The 21610-nt window shown below is 28.1% G+C and carries 22 protein-coding genes; 1 reads left to right on the forward strand and 21 read right to left on the reverse strand.

Annotation, left to right across the window (positions count from 1 at the left end; genetic code table 11):
• Positions 1 to 285: 285 nt before the first annotated feature.
• From KGF39_RS06065 to KGF39_RS06095, 7 genes are all read right to left on the reverse strand, one after another.
• Positions 286 to 696 carry a hypothetical protein gene (locus KGF39_RS06065; protein WP_227821587.1) on the reverse strand — a complete coding sequence of 137 codons (411 nt, stop codon included), beginning with the start codon at positions 694 to 696 and terminating at the stop codon, positions 286 to 288.
• 121 nt (positions 697 to 817) lie between these two features.
• Positions 818 to 1381, reverse strand: coding sequence for a hypothetical protein (locus KGF39_RS06070; protein ID WP_227821588.1), 564 nt, complete (start codon positions 1379 to 1381; stop codon positions 818 to 820).
• 24 nt (positions 1382 to 1405) lie between these two features.
• The gene (locus KGF39_RS06075) at positions 1406 to 2893 is read right to left on the reverse strand and encodes a sensor histidine kinase (RefSeq protein WP_227821589.1); all 1488 of its coding nucleotides are present in this window, start codon (positions 2891 to 2893) and stop codon (positions 1406 to 1408) included.
• A complete protein-coding gene (locus KGF39_RS06080; RefSeq protein WP_227821590.1) occupies positions 2877 to 3599 on the reverse strand; it encodes a response regulator transcription factor in 723 nt (240 codons plus the stop codon). Before KGF39_RS06080 ends, KGF39_RS06075 begins: the two co-directional genes overlap by 17 nt.
• Before the next feature lie 472 nt (positions 3600 to 4071).
• Positions 4072 to 4821, reverse strand: coding sequence for a glucosamine-6-phosphate deaminase (gene nagB / locus KGF39_RS06085; protein WP_227821591.1), 750 nt, complete (start codon positions 4819 to 4821; stop codon positions 4072 to 4074).
• Positions 4822 to 4920: 99 nt separating this feature from the next.
• Complete coding sequence (nagA, locus tag KGF39_RS06090; protein WP_227821592.1) at positions 4921 to 6054, reverse strand: N-acetylglucosamine-6-phosphate deacetylase; 1134 nt, start codon at positions 6052 to 6054, stop codon at positions 4921 to 4923.
• A 9-nt stretch (positions 6055 to 6063) separates the two neighbouring features.
• Positions 6064 to 6798, reverse strand: coding sequence for a GntR family transcriptional regulator (locus KGF39_RS06095; protein WP_107594564.1), 735 nt, complete (start codon positions 6796 to 6798; stop codon positions 6064 to 6066).
• 294 nt (positions 6799 to 7092) lie between these two features.
• Between KGF39_RS06095 and KGF39_RS06100 the strand changes: the two genes are divergently transcribed.
• Positions 7093 to 7935, forward strand: a complete 843-nt coding sequence (locus KGF39_RS06100; protein WP_054272933.1) for a S1 RNA-binding domain-containing protein — start codon at positions 7093 to 7095, stop codon at positions 7933 to 7935.
• A gap of 180 nt (positions 7936 to 8115) precedes the next feature.
• Here KGF39_RS06100 and KGF39_RS06105 read toward each other — a convergent pair whose 3' ends face one another.
• From KGF39_RS06105 to KGF39_RS06170, 14 genes are all read right to left on the reverse strand, one after another.
• Positions 8116 to 9897 (reverse strand): FtsX-like permease family protein, encoded by a 1782-nt coding sequence (locus tag KGF39_RS06105; protein ID WP_227821593.1) that lies wholly within the window; start codon positions 9895 to 9897, stop codon positions 8116 to 8118.
• A 165-nt stretch (positions 9898 to 10062) separates the two neighbouring features.
• A complete protein-coding gene (locus KGF39_RS06110) occupies positions 10063 to 10317 on the reverse strand; it encodes a hypothetical protein (protein ID WP_227821594.1) in 255 nt (84 codons plus the stop codon).
• 238 nt (positions 10318 to 10555) lie between these two features.
• Positions 10556 to 10819 carry a zinc ribbon domain-containing protein gene (locus KGF39_RS06115; protein WP_227821595.1) on the reverse strand — a complete coding sequence of 88 codons (264 nt, stop codon included), beginning with the start codon at positions 10817 to 10819 and terminating at the stop codon, positions 10556 to 10558.
• A 173-nt stretch (positions 10820 to 10992) separates the two neighbouring features.
• Entirely contained in the window at positions 10993 to 12174 is a 1182-nt protein-coding gene (locus KGF39_RS06120; RefSeq protein ID WP_227821596.1) for an NADP-dependent malic enzyme, read from the reverse strand.
• Positions 12175 to 12240: 66 nt separating this feature from the next.
• Positions 12241 to 12789, reverse strand: coding sequence for a Fe-S-containing hydro-lyase (locus KGF39_RS06125; RefSeq protein ID WP_227821597.1), 549 nt, complete (start codon positions 12787 to 12789; stop codon positions 12241 to 12243).
• A 12-nt stretch (positions 12790 to 12801) separates the two neighbouring features.
• Positions 12802 to 13641 (reverse strand): fumarate hydratase, encoded by an 840-nt coding sequence (locus KGF39_RS06130; RefSeq protein WP_227821598.1) that lies wholly within the window; start codon positions 13639 to 13641, stop codon positions 12802 to 12804.
• A 195-nt stretch (positions 13642 to 13836) separates the two neighbouring features.
• The gene (ybaK, locus tag KGF39_RS06135; protein ID WP_107594558.1) at positions 13837 to 14310 is read right to left on the reverse strand and encodes a Cys-tRNA(Pro) deacylase; all 474 of its coding nucleotides are present in this window, start codon (positions 14308 to 14310) and stop codon (positions 13837 to 13839) included.
• Between the two features lie 107 nt (positions 14311 to 14417).
• Entirely contained in the window at positions 14418 to 15116 is a 699-nt protein-coding gene (locus KGF39_RS06140) for an ABC transporter ATP-binding protein (protein ID WP_227821599.1), read from the reverse strand.
• Positions 15104 to 15889 carry an ABC transporter permease subunit gene (locus tag KGF39_RS06145; protein WP_227821600.1) on the reverse strand — a complete coding sequence of 262 codons (786 nt, stop codon included), beginning with the start codon at positions 15887 to 15889 and terminating at the stop codon, positions 15104 to 15106. The genes KGF39_RS06140 and KGF39_RS06145 overlap by 13 nt, the downstream gene beginning before the upstream one ends.
• Positions 15861 to 16856: an MqnA/MqnD/SBP family protein gene (locus tag KGF39_RS06150; RefSeq protein ID WP_227821601.1), complete on the reverse strand. Its 996-nt coding sequence runs from the start codon at positions 16854 to 16856 to the stop codon at positions 15861 to 15863. The genes KGF39_RS06145 and KGF39_RS06150 overlap by 29 nt, the downstream gene beginning before the upstream one ends.
• Positions 16857 to 16962: 106 nt before the next feature.
• On the reverse strand, positions 16963 to 18897 hold the full coding sequence (locus tag KGF39_RS06155) for a YgiQ family radical SAM protein (RefSeq protein WP_227821602.1): 1935 nt from the start codon (positions 18895 to 18897) through the stop codon (positions 16963 to 16965).
• A gap of 185 nt (positions 18898 to 19082) precedes the next feature.
• Positions 19083 to 19649 carry a hypothetical protein gene (locus KGF39_RS06160; RefSeq protein WP_227821603.1) on the reverse strand — a complete coding sequence of 189 codons (567 nt, stop codon included), beginning with the start codon at positions 19647 to 19649 and terminating at the stop codon, positions 19083 to 19085.
• Between the two features lie 209 nt (positions 19650 to 19858).
• Complete coding sequence (locus tag KGF39_RS06165; RefSeq protein WP_227821604.1) at positions 19859 to 19999, reverse strand: hypothetical protein; 141 nt, start codon at positions 19997 to 19999, stop codon at positions 19859 to 19861.
• Positions 20000 to 20333: 334 nt separating this feature from the next.
• A complete protein-coding gene (locus tag KGF39_RS06170; protein WP_227821605.1) occupies positions 20334 to 21584 on the reverse strand; it encodes a DUF1015 family protein in 1251 nt (416 codons plus the stop codon).
• Positions 21585 to 21610: the final 26 nt, after the last annotated feature.

The raw sequence follows: 21610 nt of genomic DNA on the forward strand, positions 1-21610 counted from the left end.
TAGCAAAGATTTATAAACATAAAAAAGTTGATGAACATATTATACTTCATTGTGTCATAATAGCTGACTTTTTATTATCTCTATTTCTAGTTACTTTAAAAGCATTTGGAGTAATAGATAATGAAACTGTAATCTTAGGAATGGGTATTTTAGTTTTATGAAATTAACTGTTCAAATTCACAAAATTTATTTTAAAAAAGGCGTAAGTAAACTTATGTTAATATAAATTTACTTACACCTTCATTTATATAAATTAACTTCATTGAAACAATAAAAATATACAAATTAACATCTTTTATAAATTAGATATACTACAAGAGTACATATACACGAAAGTAATGAGGCAAATCCAGAAACTCGAGTAAGACCTGCAATACCTCCAATACCAAATCCAAATGTAAAAATAAAAATAAAAACAGCCATACCACCTAAAAAAGCTATACTTGCAAAGATAGCTAATATACTTCTCTGCCAGAATGTAGTAGCACACAAAGCAATCACAAAGTATATCATAGCTTCAATGAGTAACAATGCACCAAGATAAATAGGCGATACATGGACTAAATAACGTGAAAAAACAATTGAATTATAGCCAAACACAATAAGTAAACTTGCTAAAACAAGGCTTATATAGTTAAAAATAGGTTTAGTTGTCTTGTCTCTGATAAAATCAATAATAAGCAAAACACCACTCAAAATTATATATCCAACAATCACATAAAACATACTACCAAGTAAAAATTTAGGAAATAATAAAAGTGCAACTCCTATACCTCCAAGAAAAACTGCTTGTAGTCTTGCATACTTTATAAATCATTTATAGAGTAATAAATTCATAATCAATCCACCCCTGCGATACAAATGATTTATTTTCTTTGATATTCCACTCAAAAACGACAGAATCAGTCTGTTCAACAACAATTTTATAACGTTCATTACTGAGTCTTAATTCTTCCTTGTGAATTATTTCTTTTTCAAGTATTTCATATTTCATGGATAATTTAGTTTTATCTATAATAAATTTAAATAAATAAAACACAATAAAATTAATATATAAAATACCAATACTTGATATTAAGCTTATAAATTTTAAATTTTCAAGAGTAAAAAATGTATTTACATCAAAGATAGAAATAGACAGAAATAAACTAAATAAAGGTATTAAAAGTAATGGAATCCAATACTTTATTGACATATCTGAATGTACATCTTTTTTAAATAGACAAATAATTTTACATATCAATAAAAAGACAATTTTAGATAAAATTGTTGCCAATACTCTTATACTATTATTCGTAAACATTACTTCAAAGCCTTCTTTTATAAATAAAACAAAAATACTTGCAACTACAATTTCTGATAGTATAAAAAACAACTTCAAACATTCTATATTTTCTTTAATTTTTTATAACTTAAACACTACAGTAAACTTAGCACCTTTTTTGCCATTTTCTACATATATACGTCCACCATGCTTATTTACAATAGACTTAACTATTGATAGTCCAATTCCATGATTTCCCCCTACTCCCTTATAAAATCTCTCAAAAACATGAGGTAAATCTTCTTTGTTGATTCCAATTCCATCATCTTCTACTATTACAACTATATTTTTTTGGTTGTACTTACACACTATTTTAATTTCATTCTTAGCATATCTCAAAGCATTTTCTATAAGATTCATAAATGCTTTGGAGATGTTTTTTCCATCACATTCAAATAGAACCATTTCTTCATCAAACTCATAAATAAATTTTATACCCTTATTTATAGCCCTTACATTTTGTCTAGCTCCACAATTTGAAAGAACTTCTCTTAAATCACATTCTACAAGTTCATAATCTTTAGTTATATTATCTATTTTAGAAATGTATAACAAATCCTCAACCATATCGCTCAATCTATCACTTTCTTCAAGTATTATATCACTTGCATGTTTACTATCTATAACATCATACTTTATAGCTTCTGCATAACCTTTAATAGACATAAGTGGTGTCCTCAATTCATGAGATGCATTTTGAAAAAATATTTTTTGTTCATTATCATACCTATCCAGATATTCAGCACTCTTATTCATAACATTTGAAAGCTCTACTAATTCCTTATCTGAAAAGTCAAAGTAGGTTCTTTTGAAATCTCCATGACCGATTTTTTTTGCAAATTCACACAACTCTTTTATAGGTTTTGCAATCTTTTCAGATAAAATCACAGCTGTAAATATTGCTAATATCCCAGCAAAACACATTACAGATATTAATACAATATTTATCTTTTGAGCCAGATTTAGAGTTTTTGATATATCTATAAAAAGTATTAGATATTTATCTTCTTCACCATATATACTAGTAATTTTTACAGTTGAAATATAATAATCCTTACTTCCAGCAGATATTCGTGTATTTTCATCTGAGTTTAAATCTAATTTTTTATTTTGAATACACTCTCTAATTAACTCCATCTCATCAACATTTTTTAAGAAGTCATCCTCTCTTGTTGGAAATATCAAGTTGTACTTGGAATCAACCACCATAGCATCAGCATCTGATTGTGTTTCTGCTACTCTGACTTTATCTTGTACATTTCTCATAAAGTTAGATAATACTTTTGGAGGAAGTTTTTCATCATCTTGAGGTGGCTTAATAGGTCTAAAATTACTATCCATATGTTCTACTATTTCTGTAGATTTTGTTAGTTCTTCATTTGCAGTCGTTTTTATGTACGTATCAAGTAATATGTTAAAAGATACTAGTATTATCATAAAAACTACAATTATCAAACACAATATACTCAACAAAATCCTAGTTTTTATGCTTATATTTTTCTTTGAGAATTTTAATTTAAATGCAGATTTAATCTTACCAAATATCTTTTTGTCATTTTGATTTTTCATTTTGATTTTTCTCCTTTAATCTAAATCCAAACCCCCACACAGTTTCTATTAAAATATTTGTATCTAAAATTTTTTTACGTAATCTCTTCACTGTATCATCAGCAGCCCTTGTCTCAACTTCTATATCGTATCCCCATATTTTATTTAATAACTCATCTCTAGAAACTGCCCTATCTATATTTTCAAATAAATATGTTAATAGATTATATTCATTTGGTGTAAGGTCTATATTTACATTTTTACTTGTAACTATTTTATTTTTTTTATTTATTGTCACATCTCCAAATTTCAATTCCATATCTACAGAATCACCATACTTATCATAATTTTGTTTCTTTTCAAATTCTATCCTTCTAAATATAGACTTTACTCTCATAACCAAAGACATTGGACTAAATGGCTTTGTAAAATAATCATCACTACCCAAAGTTATTCCTGTAATATAATCTATGTCTGTATCTCTTGCAGTAAGCATGATTATTGGAACTGTACTTTTCTCACGAAGTTTTGTACATACATCGAAACCACTTAAACCAGGCATCATTATATCTAGTATTACTAAGTCACATTCCTTTATATCAAATTGTTCCAAAAGTTCATCACCCGTTTTAAAATCCATAACATCATGACCTTCATTTTTTAAGAACGTCTTTACCAAATTTCTTATATTATCTTCATCATCTGCTATATAAATTAACTTACTCATAAACTCACTCCTTAATAGACTTTTTATTTAAATTGAATAGTATAAATACATTGATTAAACAGTTAAATCTCAATATATAATATAAATCTTATTTTTTTACTATATTTAAATTATATCAGCTTTTTATAGTACATTAGTTTTAAAATTGTTTGGATTTTAAGGCAATTTTAAGGCAAGATAAATTATTGTAGAATTTATTAAACTCAGTCTAGAAATATCTTGAACTACTCCACTTTAATTACCTTAGGTAAATATTTAAAAATGGAGTATCTTGCCTATCTTTGATAGAATACCACTGAATATAATAATTTTTAACATCTTATTTAGATACTTCTTGATAACAAGTTTTCGTAAAAGTAATAATTAAGTAATTTAAACAAAAATAACTAACTAATTTAAATAAAAATAGCTGTCCTTAAATAAATTTAATTATTTAAAGACAGCTATTTTTTACTTAAACTACATTCTACTCTTATACTAATTTATAATCTTTTGGATTCAACTTACTTGCCGCTGCTTCATCTACTATAACTATAGTATCCTTATGAAGTTGAAGTATAGAACCAGGAACTTCTGGAGTTATATCTCCATAAACAGTCTTATATACTGCATCAGCTTTTTCTTCTCCTGAAGCTAAAAGTAATATTTTTTTAGACTTTAATATTGAACCTATTCCCATACTTACAGCCTTTTTAGGAACATCTTCTCTTGACTTAAAGAATCTTGCATTAGCTTCTATTGTAGATTCTGTAAGTTCAACTACATGAGTTCTTTTTGCAAATTTATTGTCAGGCTCATTAAAACCTATATGAGCATTACGACCTATTCCAAGCACTTGTACATCTATACCACCAGCTGCATCTATAGAAGCTTCATAGTTTATACATTCTTCTTCAATATCATCAGCCATTCCATTTGGTAGATGAGTATTTTCTGGCTTTATATTTACATGATTGAACAGATTCTCTTTCATAAAATAATCATAACTTTGGTCATTGGATACTGGTAACTTATAATATTCATCTAAATTAAAGCTCATTACATCTGAAAAATCTACTATATTATCATTATATTTTTTTACTAAATCTCTATACATACCTACTGGTGTACTTCCTGTAGCTAGTCCCAATATTGAATTTGGCTTTAAAACTATTTGAGCTGCTATCATCTCAGCTGCTTTTTTGCTCATTCCATTATAATCTTTACATACTAATACTCTCATTTTGTACCTCCTAAATTTTAGCTATTACTTCAACTGATATATGTTTAATTTATTATTATTTTTTATACTACTTTTATTTTCTTTAAAGTTTGTTTTATACTATATATTTTTATATACTACTTCCCCCAAACAAAATGTCATCTTACAGTCCAAGTTCCCATCAAATACAGCTATATCTGAATCCTTACCTATTTCTAAACTTCCTTTTTTGTCATTTATACCTAAAGAGGTTGCTGCATTTAAAGATGCTAGATTAATCGCTTCATTAATTTTAAGGTTTGTATTATTTAAGAAGTTAAATACCATTTTATTTAAAGATAGTACACTTCCAGCTAATGCTCCATTTTCAAGTCTAGCTTCATTACCCTTAACTATGACTTTCTGACCTCCAAGAGCATAATTTCCATCTTCAAGACCACCAGCTTCTATAGAATCTGTTATTAAAATCAGTCTTTCTTTTCCTTTATTGTTCAATATAAATTGAAATAAATCTTTATTTATATGGATTGTATCTGCTATTAGTTCACTATATACATTAGTTGTAAGTGCTGCACCAACAACACCTGGGTCTCTATGATTTAAACCAGTCATTGCATTGAACATATGAGTTACATTTGTTACCCCTAAGTTTATAGCTTCTTTAGCTTGCTCATAATTTGCATTACTATGACCAATAGATAAAACTATATCTGTACATCTTTTTATTTCTCTAGTAAAATCAAAGTCAATATCTTTTTCTGGAGCATAAGTTATAACTTTTATAACATCTTTATATTCTTTGATAAATTCATATTTTGAATTTATTATAAATTTTTCATTTTGTGCTCCTTTATAATTTTCATTTATAAAAGGACCTTCTAGGTGTGCTCCTAATACTTGTGCTCCTTCAAGCTTTCTCTTTTGAGCTTTTTTAATAACTTCAAGTGCATCATAGACATGTTCTTTATCCATAGTCATTGTAGTTGGAAGAAAAGATGTTACTCCATGTCTCATTATTGACTTTGAAATTGTTTCAATAGATTCATCAGTTGAATCCATTGTATCTTTTCCCATGTTTCCATGTATATGAATATCAATAAGCCCTGGAGATATATATTTTCCATCAGCATCTATAACTTCACAATCTTTTGGTATGCTATCAGCTATATCAATTATTTTTTCATCAAATACTAATACTTTATTTTCCAAGATTTGATTTTTTAATATTATCTTTCCATTAATTAAACATTTCATATTATTCACCTACTCACTCAATACTATTTCATATTGATATTTATCTGTTCTAAATATTGATATGGTATATTCTATAGGGCTACCTTCTCTATTATAGGAATTTCTATGAAGTTTAAGAGCTAAAGCACCTTCTTCTGTTTCAAGAAGTTTACTTTCTTCATCTGAAAGTATTACTGGCTCCATTACTTGTTCAGCTTTTTGTATCTTATAGCCATATTTTTCATTTAAAACTCTATATAGTGAAGAATTATCTAATATCCCTTTTGTAAGACCCTTACACATTTCTTCTGACAGATATACTATTTCTAATCCAAATGGCTCTCCATCAGTATATCTAAGTCTAACAATCTTATATATATTTGTAGTATTATCACTTATTCCAAGTTTTCTTTTAACTAAATCATCTGGCAGTTCCATCTCAAAGGATAATATATCCGTTTTTATGTCTACTCCCTTTTCTTTCATGACATCAGTAAAACCTTTTACATTTGAAAACTGATACTTCTTTTTTTGCTTTGCAACAAATGTCCCTTTACCTTGTACCCTATAAAGAAGTCCTTCTGTAACTAATCCAACAATAGTTTTGTTTACTGTCATCCGACTCACATTTTGTATGTTACAAAGTTCTCTTTCTGGCATTATTGCATCACCCTCTTTAAGTTCACCAGTTTCTATCATTTCTCTTATTATTGAACTTAATTGAGTATGCAATGGTATGTTACTAGATTTATTTACTATTTTCATATAGTCACCACTTTTCGATATGGTATATACCAATTTTGGTATATACCAATTATACTTTAAAAGAAATTTTATTTCAATAGTTTTTAACTTATTTTGTAAAAATTTTAGTAAAACCTAAAGACAAAAAAGAAATTGGAGTTTATACTATATAAGAAGCTAGAGAATTGAAAAATACATAAATAACTACATTATTTATTGTAAATTTCACTAATACTAATATAGATACTGTGACAAACTACTACATAAGTATATTATGGCTAAATTATAAATATAAAATGAGAGGATGATTTTAATTTGATAAAAATAGGTGATTTTAATAAACTTACAGTAAAAAGAAAAACTGAATTTGGATATTTTTTGGATGGACAAACTAATAACACAAAGGATGATATACTTCTTCATAACAGATTGATTGGAAAAAATGAAATAAATATAGGTGATGAAGTAGATGCTTTCATATTTAAAGATTCTGATGACAGAACTGCTGCAACTTTAATACCTCCTTTAGCTAAGGTTGGAGATGTAGCACATTTGAAAGTAGTTGATAATACAGATATTGGGACTTTTATAGATATGGGACTTCCTAAAGACATACTAGTTCCTTTTAAGGCTAAGACTTATCCATTGTTTAGAGATGAAAAGTATTTATTTTATATATATTTAGACAAAAGTGAAAGAATTGCCGCAACTACAGATATAGATTCATACTTATTAACAGACCATACTTATAATGTTGGAGATATTGTAACTGGAGTTGTATATGGATTCCAAACTAATAACTCTGCAATGATATGTGTAGATAATAAATATGCTGGTGTAATCCTTCATAATGAGTACTTTACTGAATTAAAAGCTGGTGATGTTCTTGAAAACTTGCATGTTATAAAAATATATGATGATGGTAAGTTAGGGCTTTCTCCTAGAGGAAATAGAAAAGATGAACTTGATACTTTAGAAAATAAGATTTTAAGTTATTTAGAAGGTTCTGATGGATATATGAGATTTAATGATAAGTCTGACCCTAAAGATATTTCTATCTTATTTAATTCAAGTAAGAAAAATTTTAAACGAGCTCTTGGAGTGCTTATGAAAAAAGGATTAATTTATCAAGATGAAGAAGGAACTTATCTAAAGTAGAGTATTTAAAATATCTTAATTTAAATGCTCATACTGTCATATAATGTTTATATTTACATTATCTTTATATAAATTTTGTAACAAAATAAAAATTTTATAATATAAAAAACGAAGCAAAAATGAAAAATATTTTCTATTTTATATTTGCTTCGTTTTTTTAATTTAAATTAATAGCCATATTTATTGTGCATTTATTGAATCTATTATATCTAGTTCACAAATCTTTTTAATTGGTTTTCTTACTGATAATAGAGTTATTATTATCATAGTTAGTACAGTGATAAGTAGCAAATTAGAAGGTACTTGCCACTCTAAATGAAACATTGAGCTTACTAATGATATAAACATATACCTATGTAACATTAACCCTAGTATGCTACCTAATAAACAGCCACTCACTGCATATGAACTTGCCTCTACTATCACCATTTTTCTTAATTGTTTGTTGGATATACCTACTGCACGCATAATACCATAGTAATTCTTTCTACTTGTAACACTTATATTCATGCTATTTATGATATTAAACATGCTTATAATCGCAATAATAAACACAAATCCATATACAAATGTTGCCATAGTATAAAACGAATTTTTGACCTCAAAGTTACTTTGTCTTTTATCTCTAACCTCTAAATTATCATCTACTACACTTCTTATATTTTCAATTAAATCTCTAGGAGCATTTTTATCAACTTGAGTGTCAATTATTATATAATTCTTTATACCTGTTATAGCTGTAAAAGTATTTTCAGATGTTATAATATTTCCAATATATTCATCTTTAGCATCAAATGGAATTGAGGAAAGTATACCTCCTACCTTTAACTCTTTTTCAGAATTTCCATCTTCAATATATATCTTATCTCCTATGTCAAATCCATGCCCCTCTTCTACTAAAGCAATATTTTCTGACTGTAATTTATCTTCATTAATTTCTCCTTTTAATAGATATTTTTTTGCCCAATGAAATTGATGCTTTTCATAAGAAATTAATTGTGATTTTGTCTTCTTCCCATTATATATAGCTTCTACATCTGTCACCATTCTACCATATACTTTCTTTATTCCTTTGATATTACTTATTTCATTAATATCTTCCTTGGTTAAAATAGACCTAAAATTAGGTTCAACAATAGATATATGAGAGGCTTCTGGCTTCATAGGCTTAAGCCCTTGATACATAAGATCTATAAACACACTAAACCCTAAAAATAGTATAATACTAATAGCAAATGAAGAAGTCATAAATACAAAAGATTTCTTTCTTGAAAAAGCATGATTTAATCCCATAGCAATCTCAATTTTAGAACTTCCTGTATTTGCAACTTTACTTGTCTTTCCATTGTTTAAAATTTCTTTGGACATCAGATTCCCACGTACAGCACTAAGCGGAGATACACGAGAAGCTTTTTTTGCTGGAACAATAGCTGATAATATCACAGTTAAAAATCCTACAATTATTCCAAATGCAATCCCAATAAAACTAACTTTTATTGGCATCGAACTGAATAACTCATTAACATGTTTAAGAAATATAGATGATATAATAGTTACAATACTTCCTAACACTAGACCTATTGGAATAGCTTTTACACTTAAAATTAAACTTTCTAAAACAACAAATTTTTTAACTTGATGTTTTGATGCCCCTAGACAACGTAACAGACCAAAAAATTTAATTCTCTCAATCACACTCATATTGAAACTATTATATATCATGATAATACTTGCTACTAAAACAAGTACAAAAAGTAATCCTGCTGTTAAATACAGTGGTTTAGAAAAGTCAGAGTCACCTTGACCTATGATAGAAAGTAATCTTTCATTTTTACCAATTTGTTTATCACTTAAATTGAAGGTATTTTTAATATCAGAAGTAGCTTTTCTAATATTAGCCTTTTCTTTAAATGTAATATAATAATCGTATGTTTCTGATTTTTTGATAGCTTGTGTACCCAATATTGAAAGTATTAATCCATGCTTATCTGTAGCTCTTAAGCTTAATATTGATGAATATTCACCTACTATCTTATAATTTTTATTTCTACCATCTGCTAATTTTATTTTAATAAAATCCCCTATTTTTAGATTAAATCTTTCAACTGCATCCTCATCTATTAAAGTTTAATTCTCCCCAATAGGATAACGACCCTTTATTATTTCTAAGCTAAATTGTTTTGCTAATTCTTCATCTAAACCTTGTATCAATATTTCCTTTGATTTAAACTCTCCATTGTCAACGACTTGCCCCCTACCATGGTGAGCTATATCTACTCTACTATTTATTTCTGATATAGACTTTTCATCAAGATTTTTAATTACTATGTGCCAATTTCCATCATCTTTAATAAATTGTATCTTTTGACATTGTATAGCCATATCTGCAAGCCCAAAAATAGCAGTCAGCGAATTGAAAATGATGATTTTGTAGTGGAATTTGACTTGAGGTAGAAAAAGACATGGATAGAGAAACTGAATATAAATAACATATTTTAGATTTTACAATTTGAAATAACTAAACTACCAGCAACAAAACAGGTGGTATGCTATAGAACATACCACCACTTATTGTTAACACCACTTTTCATGGTCTGAATGTAACTAATTTTCCATAAAATTATTTCCAGCGTTTTAATGTTGGAAAGAAATTGTTCATCATTGTTCTTGCCTCATCTTCACTCATATCCTTATTACTTTGAAGCATATGAGGGATACAAACTTCTATCATCTCTTCCATACTTATATCAGCTGTAAACTCACCATCTTTAAAACAATAACTACAATAATCAGTACTTTTACTTCCATCTTTATTTGTCCCATATAATTCATCAGTTTGTCCCATTGGCATAGCACAACATTGGCAAAATTTAGTTTCTTCCATTTTAAACCACTCCTTATATTTTTCTTTGGCTCCTAACCATATTTAAATTATATCAAGACTAATATGACATTATTGTGTCATATTAAAAATAAAAAGACTAATAAAATCACCCCACTGGACATAATTTCATTAGTCTTTTTTTACTTTCTTAATTTTTACTATTTTAGAAAAAATTATATTCTATTTACTTTAGTTTTTATTGCTGCTTCTTTAACTGCCTTAGCAACATTTTTTACTACATTCTTATTAAATACATCTGGCAATATATACTCTGGGCATATTTCTTCATCACTTATTGTATTGGCGATTGCATATGCAGCGGCTATCTTCATCTCTTCATTAATTTCTTTAGCCTTAACATCAAGTGCACCTCTAAATATTCCAGGGAAAGCCAAAACATTATTGACTTGATTAGGGAAATCTGAACGACCTGTTCCCATTATGAATGCTCCACCTAGTTTAGCTTCTTCTGGCATTATCTCTGGAGTAGGGTTTGCCATAGCTAATATTATTGGCTTTTCAGACATACTTTCAACCATTTCCTTTGTAACAGCTCCTGGACCTGAAACACCTATAAATACATCTTTTCTTTTTATAATATCTTTTAAAGAACCTTTTTCATTTCTTATATTTGTTACTTTTAACATTTCTTTTTGAACATAATTTAGATTTTCTATACTAGCTTCCAATGCACCACTTCTATCACACAATATTATATTCTTAACATTCATATTAAGTAGTATCTTTGCTATAGCTATACCAGCAGCTCCTGCTCCATTTATAACTATTTCCAAATCTTCTATTTTTTTATTCTCAATCAATTTTATTGAATTTATTATAGCAGCTGCAACTATTATTGCTGTTCCATGCTGGTCATCATGAAAAACAGGTATACTCAAAGATTTTTTTAATCTTTCTTCTATCTCAAAACATCTTGGAGAAGATATGTCTTCCAAATTTATTCCTCCAAATACAGGCTCCATCAACTCCACAGATTTAACTATCTCATCTATATCAGTAGTCTTTAAACAAATCGGAAAAGCATCTACATTTGCAAATTGTTTAAATAATATAGCCTTACCTTCCATGACAGGTATAGATGCTTCAGCTCCTATGTTACCTAATCCAAGCACAGCACTTCCATCACTGACTACTGCTACTAGATTACCTTTTGAAGTGTATCTATAAACATCCTCTTGATTTTCATGTATTTTTAAACAAGGTTCTGCAACACCTGGCGTATATGCTGTTGATAAATCATCCTTAGTTTTAATTTCTACTTTGCTTTGTACATTTATTTTCCCTTTATTAACTTCATGCATTTCTAATGCCAATTTTGCATAATCCTTAGACATTTATTTTCCTCCTTAAAATATATACAACCATTTTTTAACTTTGATATTCACATAAATTTCTAAACTTTATTTACATTCATAAATTGCTCTACCTTGCTCATATATATTATTTCCATAGCTGTCTATTGCTACTGTAAGCCTAAGGTCTTCTACTACAATCTTTCTTATAGCTTCAGCTCCTAAATCTTCATATGCAATAATTTCACATGACTTTATTGAATTTGAGATATATGCTCCAGCTCCACCTATTGCAGCAAGATAAACCGCTCCATATTTTTGCATACCTTCTATAACTTCATCACTTCTTTTTCCTTTACCTATCATCAATCTAAGACCTCTCTCCAAAAGAGGTATAGTCAAATCATCCATTCTATAACTTGTTGTTGGTCCAGCTGCACCTATAACTTCTCCTGGCTTTGTAGGGGTAGGACCCACATAATATATTCCTTGACCATATACATCAAAGGGTAATTCTTCACCTTTATTTATACAATCTATCAATCTTTTATGAGCAGCATCTCTTGCTGTATAAAGTATACCACTCAAACTAATTGTATCTCCACAATTTAATTTTGCTATATCAATCTCACTTACAGGTGTAGTTATTTTTATCATTTTATTTTCCTCCTAAATTACTACCTTTTTATGTCTTGATGCATGGCAGTTTATATTTACAACAACAGGAAGACCTGCTATATGTGTAGGAAAAGTTTCTATATTTAAGCCCAAAGCTGTTGTAGTACCACCTAAGCCTTGAGGTCCTATACCAAGTTTATTAATAGATGCCAATAATTCACTCTCAAGTTTTGCTATATTTTCATCTTTATTAAATTCACCAAGTTCTCTAAAAAGTGCCTTCTTAGCTATTTGAGCACATTTATCCACAGTTCCACCTATGCCAACTCCAATTACCATAGGAGGGCATGGATTAGGTCCAGCTTCTGAAACTGTATCTATTATGAATTTTTTAATTCCTTCTAAGCCATCTGATGGTTTTAACATTTTCATCTTACTCATATTTTCGCTTCCAAACCCCTTGGCTGCAAATTCTATTTTAATCTTATCACCTTTTACCATATCATAATGAATAATAGCAGGTGTATTATCTTTTGTGTTCACTCTACTAATTGGGCTTACAACAGATTTTCTTAAATATCCTTCTTCATACCCCTGTCTTACTCCCTCATTTATAGCTTCAGTAAGTGTATCTCCCTCGATTACAACCTCTTGTCCTAATTCAACAAAAAATACAGCCATACCAGTATCTTGGCATATTGGTATATTTTTTTCTTTAGCTATTTCAGCATTTTCAACTAATATATTTAATATATTTTTTCCAACTTCACTCTTTTCACTTTTAACTTTCTCTTTTATACAACTTAGAACATCTTCTCCTAAGTATAGATTCGCTTCTATACAAAGTTTTTTTACTTGTTCAACAATTTGTTCAGAATTTATTTTCCTCAAGCGAACATCCCTCCATTAATTTATAAAAACATTCGTAATTATACTTACACTTTATCATTATTTTCAAAATTTCTCAATATTTTTGTACCAATTGCGTATAGGTAACTGCATATTTGTTTCAAAGTTATTATTCATTTTATTAACAATATAATACTTATTATTAAGCATACAACCCCTATATTTTATATATGATTCTTATTTTTTTATTACATCTACAAATTCTACTTGTATAAGTCTTTGTAAATCAAATGGCGATAGTTCTATTTGATAGCCTATTTTTCCTGCACTCACGATAATTGTATCTAAATTTTTTGCACTTTCATTTACAAAAGTTTTATAAAGTTTTTTCATACCTATAGGAGAGCACCCACCTCTAATATATCCTGTAAATTTATTTATATCTTTTACATGAATCATCTCTACACTTTTCTCTTTAGCTACTTTTGCAGCCTTTTTTAAGTCCAAGTTTTCATGTACTGGTATTACATATACATATATATTCTTACTAACTCCTTGAGTTACCAATGTCTTATACACTTCATTTACATCTCTTCCTATATCATGTGCTACCTCAACACCATCTACATGTTCACTTTTCACTTCATAAGACATTACTTTATAATCAATCTTATTTGAATCTAATATTCTCATAGCATTAGTCTTAACCATATCTTCACTTCCTTTTTATAAAATACGAACATTATACACCTTTTCGAATATTCTGTACTATTTTAATACAGTCTTATAGATTTTAAAATGACAGTATTATTATAACTCTATATCAAATTCAAAACTTCATTTTTTTCCAATTCCTTAGCATTTTTTAATATTTTTTTTATTCTAATTGGAGAATCTCCTAAAATAAATATTCTATCTGCTAAAAATAATGCTTCCTCAATATTATGAGTTACAAATAACACAGTTCTCTTTTCTTTTTTTAATATCTCTCTAAAATTATCCATTATAAGTTGTGTATTCTTTGCGTCAATAGATTTAAAAGGTTCATCCATTATAATGTTTCTTGATGGATATATAAAAGCTCTAGCAATATTTACTCTTTGTCTAAGACCTCCACTAAGCATCTGAGGATAAAATTTTTTATACTCACTAATACCAACCAATTCTAAATATTCATCACAAATTTTATTTAGTTGAGTTTTATTATAGTATTTATTTACAACTATCTTTATATTTTCTTCCACTGTTAACCAATCTATAAGCCTATCATCTTGAAATATGTAGCTAGCTTCCAACTTATTTCCCACTTTATTTAAATTTTCTTTGATATTTAGATTGTCAGTATCATTTTTAATAATTCCACTTAGTATATTCAAAAGCGTAGTTTTTCCACAACCAGATTTTCCAAGTATACAATTAACCTCATTGACATAAAAATCAATATTAAAATTTTTGAATATAATATGAGTATCGTATCTTTTATTTATATTCCCAATACTTAACTTTATCTTTTCCATAAAAAAGCTCTCCTTGCTAAAAACTTTTGAGCTATTTGCAAAATAGCAGAAATTAAAAGAACAATAATTATCCACGCAAATATTCCAGATGTATTAAAATTAATTTTTTCAGTTTGTATCATACTCCCAATACCATATGTAGGTTGACTATATACCTCTCCTGCTATAGCAACTTTCAAACTTAAAGAAAATGTTGATACTAGTATAGATATAATTTGAAATTTTATGGCTGGCAAATAAATTTTTAATACTTTATCTACAAATCTTATTTTATACACACTTGCCATTTCTAATAAGTTCTTGTCTATATTTAATATAGCCCCCAAAACGTTATCATATAATATAGGAAAAACTATAGAAAATCCAACTATAAAAGGCGTGCTATCTTTTTCAAACCAAATCAGTGCAAGTACCACCAGTATCATAGTTGGTATTGAACGTGCCAAAGCGTTGATTGGTTTTAATAGATTTCTAAAAAACCTATTTAAATAAGACATTATTGATAGTATAATAGCAAAAATCATAGCAAATAAAAAACTAAAAAAACATCTCCCCATAGAATAAAGTATATCTATGTAGAACGTAGAATTCAGTATGATTTCTTTAATGCTATTAAATACTTGACCTACTGTTGGTAAAAAAATATCATTATCAATTTTTAAAGCAATAATTTGCCATAAAAATAAGAGGATAACACAAGAAAGTGTTACCTCTAATTTATCTATAAACTGTTCTTTATTTTTTTTATTTTTCAACAAAGTATATTGCTTCATCTGGTACTTTGCCTCCTAATGTCTTATCATCAAAATTAGCCAATTTATCGTAGTAGTTTTTGTAATCTTTAGTCATATCCTTAACTGGAATATATTTCAAATTAGCTCTTTCAAGGGCTTCTCCTATTATCTTTGATTCAGTAGATATTTTTATTTTTTCAGAATATGCACCTAATTCTTTAGGATTTTTATTTGCCCAATCTATACTATTTGATAATTGACCTACAAAAGAATCTACAAAATCTTTATTATCTCTTAAAAACTCAGACTTTACAATTAATGTAGATTGAGGATAACCATCTTTTGAACCACTTACTTCTTTCCATGAATCGTTCAAACTTTTTATAATTTTTATATCTGGATTCTTAGACATCAAGGCACTAAGTGCAGGCTCTGGAACAATTCCTGTTTTAACTTTACCAGTAGCCAACAATGGTACCAATTCACTTGCTGAATTTACATAATTAAAATTTACATCTGAATAATTTATATCCATTTGTAACAAAAGGCTTTTTATAGTTATATCTGGAGTAAGTCCTTTTCCAGTGCATCCAACCTCTTTACCAACTAAATCAGAATAGTCTTTTATATCTTCTGTTGATACTAAATAAAGCGAACCCATTCCCACAGTTCCAACGATATTATATGCTGAAGTTTTATTATATGCTATTGCAGCCATGTTTGATGGAACTATAGCTATATCTACATCTTTTTTCATCACTCTAGTGGAAATCGCCTCAGGTGTCTTTTCAATGCTATATTTTGTTTCATATCCATCTTTAATCTCTGGATTTTCATTTGCAAGTTTAGCTATTGCTACTGCTGGTAATCCATCTGGAACAGCTACTTTTACTTCTTTAACAACTGATAACTCTTTTTTTGGAGTTTTATCTTCTTTCGATGTACATCCTCCCAAAAAAATCACACTCAATGCTACTAATAATATTATAGAAATATACTTTTTCATCTCTTCCTCCCAAAGCTAACATCTTATAAAATAATTATATTTATTTATATTAATTTCTGTTAATTTATCGAATAATCCTTCTTCTTTAAATATTTTTATTTATATTCTAATACTTTTTCTTTTTCTTAGTTGAACTTTTTTGTTGATTTTTATTAGTTCTGTTATTTGTATTACCTCTTTTGTTTTTATTTGCACCTTTAGATGTATTTTTTTTAGAATTATTTCTATTAAAATAAGGCTTCTCATCTTTTGGTTTTATCAAGCATCTATGCCCAAAACCTATTAGGTCTTCTCTTCCTGCTTCAACTAGTGCAGAATATACTAAATCATAATTTCTAGGTGCTCTATACTGCAATAAAGCTCTTTGCATTGCCTTATCACGTTTTGATTTAGGTACATAAACTGGCTGCATAGTAAGTGGGTCTATACCTGTATAAAACATGGTTGTTGACAGAGTTCCAGGAGTTGGGTAAAAGTCTTGAACCTGTTCTGGTTGATAGTGAGTATCTCTTAAATACTCAGCTAACTCTATAGCACTATTTAATGTAGAACCAGGATGACTAGACATTAAATACGGTATCAAATATTGCTTTTTACCTAATTCTTCATTTATAGCAAAAAACTTCTGTCTAAACTTATCATAAGTTTTTCCTGCTGGTTTTTGCATATACTTTAAAACTTCTTCAGATATATGTTCTGGTGCTACCTTCAGTTGACCACTTACATGATGCTCTATCAACTCTCTAAGAAACTTATTATTCTTGTCTGCCATTACATAATCGTATCTAATTCCAGAACGTACAAACACCTTTTTGATTTTAGGTAATTTTCTTACAGCTCTAAGTAAGTGTAGATATTCACTATGGTCTGCATCTAGATTTTTACATGGTGATGGCGATAAACACTGTCTATTTTTACAAGCACCTTTAGTAATTTGTTTGTTACAAGCTGGTCTTCTAAAATTAGCTGTTGGACCTCCAACATCATGTATATACCCTTTAAAATCATCTAAATTTGTTATTCCTATTGCTTCGTCAATAATTGATTTTTCACTTCTACTTTGTACTGCTCTTCCTTGATGAAATGTTATTGCACAAAATGAACAACTACCAAAACATCCTCTTGAACTTACTATACTAAATTTTACTTCTTCTATAGCTGGTATACCACCAAATTCTTCATATACAGGATGGTATGTCTTTTGATATGGCAATCCATATACTTCGTCTAATTCTTCCCTACTAAGTGGTTTCTCTGGTTTATTTTGAACCAAATACTTACTTCCATGAGGTTGAACAATTATATTCCCTCTAAATGGGTCTTGTTCATCATACTGAATTTTAAAAGCCTCTACATACTTCATTTTATCTTCACATATTTCTTTATATGATGGAATTAATATATATTTATCATATATTTCTTCCAATGTATCTGCAATATAGCATGTCCCATCAATATGTCTAATATATTTTGGGTCATATCCATCATTAAGTGCATTGGCTACTTCTACAATCTGCTTTTCACTCATACCATAAACTAATAAATCTGCTCCACTATCTATTAACATAGATTTTCTAACCTTATCACTCCAATAATCATAGTGTGCAAATCTTCTTAAACTAGCTTCAATTCCACCTATTACTATTGCAACATCACTGTATGCTTCTCTTATTTTATTACAATATACTATAGTAGCTCTATCTGGTCTATGACCCATTTTCCCACCTGGAGAATACATATCCTTTTCTCTATGCTTTTTACTTACAGAATAATGATTAACCATTGAATCCATATTTCCTGCATTGACCAAAAAACCAAGTCTAGGTTTTCCTAGCTTCATAAAATCATCTGTAGTCTTCCAGTTTGGTTGAGCTATTATCCCAACCTTGTACCCAGCCTTTTCTAAAACTCTAGATATTATTGCTGTACCAAAACTATGATGGTCTACATATGCATCTCCTGTAACTAGAACAAAATCTAATTCTTCCCATCCTCTATCTATCATATCTTGTTTACTTATTGGTAAAAACTTATTTTCCATATTATCACCTGCTCAATATATATTTAACAAATATTTTTCTTATACAAAAGTATCGTTTAATTTTGTTCTTAACGCTTAATTATATCATAAAAAATACTTAAAGCCACAACTTAAATGATTTATATAGACTTTTTAAGTCTAATAAGTTCAAATTGTGATTTTAAGTAAATCTATAATACAGTATTTTAAACATTTTCTTCGGATTCAATGCTACTTACTTCACTTCCAAAGATTAAACATGCATCTTTACCATCAAACCATTTCAAAGTAGTTGTAGTTATATTTGCCTTCACATCAAACTTTCTATTACGCATAAATGATTTACAAGTATCATCACCATCTTTTAAATCTCTCATAGGACATTTTTTACAAGGTTTATTTTGAATACGCATTTTTAATAAAAACATACTAAGTGTTTTAGATATAAAAGTCAGTGTATTCACTTCATCATTAGTCCACATACGATTGTATGAACATTCATCAAATCCTACGAACCCTCTAAATTTATTACCTTCTAAAATCTTACATTGTAATATTGAACGTATACCCTGTGGCTTAAGTCTTTTTTTCACATCACTACCTAAATTATCAATCACCTCTTCATCACTTATATTGTTCGAGTTTCCAATGAATTTAGCAATAGATTCAAGCATGTCAAATTGACCACTAAGTCTTGTCTTTAGATTAACTATATTATGTTCTGTAAACTCTGACAAATATATCTGTGTGGTTTCTTTTAATTTATTATCCAATTTAAACTTAATAAACTTAAACTTGAAAATAGCTCCACAGGTTAAAATAATTATAATAATAAACAAGATGCTAATACCCAGGATTCTTGGCTTTAGTCTGTTCATCATACTCACATCCTCATTATATAATTATATTATTTACTTATCTTGCAAACCTTTGTATTTATTTAGATTCTTTATTCATATTTTTATGATTTTTCAATATACAATTACCTTCCTCTTATATTAGAGTTAAATAACATGCCTTCAGATTTATTTGTAAAATCTTTATTCTTAATTAGTATTAAAAACTCTAATTTTGCGTTTGGTTTATCAAAAATTGATAACGTAATATACTCATTATTATTCATTCCTTTTCTAATTAATTACTATCCCCTTAATTTCACAACAAAAAAATACTAACTATTCCTTATAAATACTACTTTTTTTATAATTGTAATGAAAACATATGATAATCTTATTATATAATATGTATTTAATTTTTTTTAAATATATAAATACAATTATATAACTTTCCATTCTAAATTATAACATAGAATATCACTACCTATATCTTAAAATTATCCATTTTCAAAAAAGGCAACTATTATTAATAATCTTAACTTCTAAAATTTATATTTCACATATAACTCAAAAAAAACAAGGGCTAAAAAGTGTAAAATTCACTTTTTAGCCCTTTATTAATTATTCGTTTATTTCATGTAGAAATAGACCACATCTTACTTTAGGTTCAAACCATGTTGACTTAGCTGGCATTATCTTACCTGCATCTGCTACTCTTATTAAATCCTCAATACTAGTAGGATACATTGCAAACGCTACCTTCATATCTTCATTAACTCTTTTTTCTAATTCTTCAAGACCTCTAATTCCGCCGATAAAATCAATTCTTTTATCTACTCTAGGATTATCAATTCCTAAAATAGCATCAATAACATAATCTTGTAATATAGAAATATCTAATGAGTCAACAGGGTCTTCTATTTCTAATAAATTTTTATTTGCTTTCATTTTGTACCATTTATTACCTAAATACATTCCGAAAGTTCCTTTTTTGTCAGGTTTATATTTTTCTTTTCCTTCTATTTCTTCTAGTTCAAAATTTTCTTTTATTTTATTTATAAATTCTTCCTCACTTAAACCATTTAAGTCTTTGATAACTCTATTATAATCCAAAACCATTAAATTCTCATCTGGTGCAATCATTGCTATAAAGTAATTAAATTCTTCTTTTCCAGTATAATTTGGATTTTTAGATCTCATTTCTTTAGCTACATTTTCTGCTGAAGCTGTTCTATGATGACCATCTGCAATGTATAGATAATCTAATTTCCCAAATTCATCTACTAAGTTACATATTATATCATCATTATCAATCTTCCATACTGTATGCTCTATCTTGTCATCTGTTATAAAATCATATAAAGGTTCATTATTATCCATAAAATCATTGATTATATCATCTATCAATCTTTGATGTTTATAAGTTACAAGTATAGTTCCCGTATTAGCATCACAGTATTTTATGTGTTTTGTTCTATCAATTTCCTTTTCTGGTCGAGTGTACTCATGTTTTTTTATTGTTCCATTTAAGCTTTCATCAACTGATATACATGCTACTATACCAACTTGAGCTCTACCATCCATGATTTGTTTATATATATATATACACTCTTTGTCATCTTTTACTAGAATTTCTTGTTTTCGAAACTCATCTAAATTTTCTCGTGCTTTTAAATAAACTTTTTCATCATATAAATTTATATTTTCATCTAAATCAATTTCTGATTTATCTATATGCAAAAATGAATATGGATTCCCTTCTGCAATTTTTCTAGCTTCTTTACTATTCATAACATCGTAAGGAAGTGCTGCTACTTTATCTACTATATATTTGTTTGGTCTAATCGCCTTAAATGCTTTAATCGTTGCCATTACTAATTTCCTCCTAATTATATAAA

Source organism: Clostridioides sp. ZZV14-6345, from assembly GCF_020657775.1.
Classification (GTDB): domain Bacteria; phylum Bacillota; class Clostridia; order Peptostreptococcales; family Peptostreptococcaceae; genus Clostridioides; species Clostridioides difficile_D.

Bases quoted from the DNA above. Each gene is read 5' to 3' on its own strand.
- KGF39_RS06115 (WP_227821595.1), bottom strand. From the start codon at position 10,819: ATGGAAGAAACTAAATTTTGCCAATGTTGTGCTATGCCAATGGGACAA.
- KGF39_RS06155 (WP_227821602.1), bottom strand. From the start codon at position 18,897: ATGGAAAATAAGTTTTTACCAATAAGTAAACAAGATATGATAGATAGA.
- KGF39_RS06145 (WP_227821600.1), bottom strand. From the start codon at position 15,889: ATGAAGCAATATACTTTGTTGAAAAATAAAAAAAATAAAGAACAGTTT.
- nagA (WP_227821592.1), bottom strand. From the start codon at position 6,054: ATGAAATGTTTAATTAATGGAAAGATAATATTAAAAAATCAAATCTTG.
- KGF39_RS06140 (WP_227821599.1), bottom strand. From the start codon at position 15,116: ATGGAAAAGATAAAGTTAAGTATTGGGAATATAAATAAAAGATACGAT.
- KGF39_RS06125 (WP_227821597.1), bottom strand. From the start codon at position 12,789: ATGATAAAAATAACTACACCTGTAAGTGAGATTGATATAGCAAAATTA.
- KGF39_RS06110 (WP_227821594.1), bottom strand. From the start codon at position 10,317: ATGGCTATACAATGTCAAAAGATACAATTTATTAAAGATGATGGAAAT.
- KGF39_RS06165 (WP_227821604.1), bottom strand. From the start codon at position 19,999: ATGAATAATAATGAGTATATTACGTTATCAATTTTTGATAAACCAAAC.
- ybaK (WP_107594558.1), bottom strand. From the start codon at position 14,310: ATGGTTAAGACTAATGCTATGAGAATATTAGATTCAAATAAGATTGAT.
- KGF39_RS06170 (WP_227821605.1), bottom strand. From the start codon at position 21,584: ATGGCAACGATTAAAGCATTTAAGGCGATTAGACCAAACAAATATATA.
- KGF39_RS06075 (WP_227821589.1), bottom strand. From the start codon at position 2,893: ATGAAAAATCAAAATGACAAAAAGATATTTGGTAAGATTAAATCTGCA.
- KGF39_RS06080 (WP_227821590.1), bottom strand. From the start codon at position 3,599: ATGAGTAAGTTAATTTATATAGCAGATGATGAAGATAATATAAGAAAT.
- KGF39_RS06095 (WP_107594564.1), bottom strand. From the start codon at position 6,798: ATGAAAATAGTAAATAAATCTAGTAACATACCATTGCATACTCAATTA.
- KGF39_RS06120 (WP_227821596.1), bottom strand. From the start codon at position 12,174: ATGTCTAAGGATTATGCAAAATTGGCATTAGAAATGCATGAAGTTAAT.
- nagB (WP_227821591.1), bottom strand. From the start codon at position 4,821: ATGAGAGTATTAGTATGTAAAGATTATAATGGAATGAGCAAAAAAGCA.
- KGF39_RS06150 (WP_227821601.1), bottom strand. From the start codon at position 16,856: ATGAAAAAGTATATTTCTATAATATTATTAGTAGCATTGAGTGTGATT.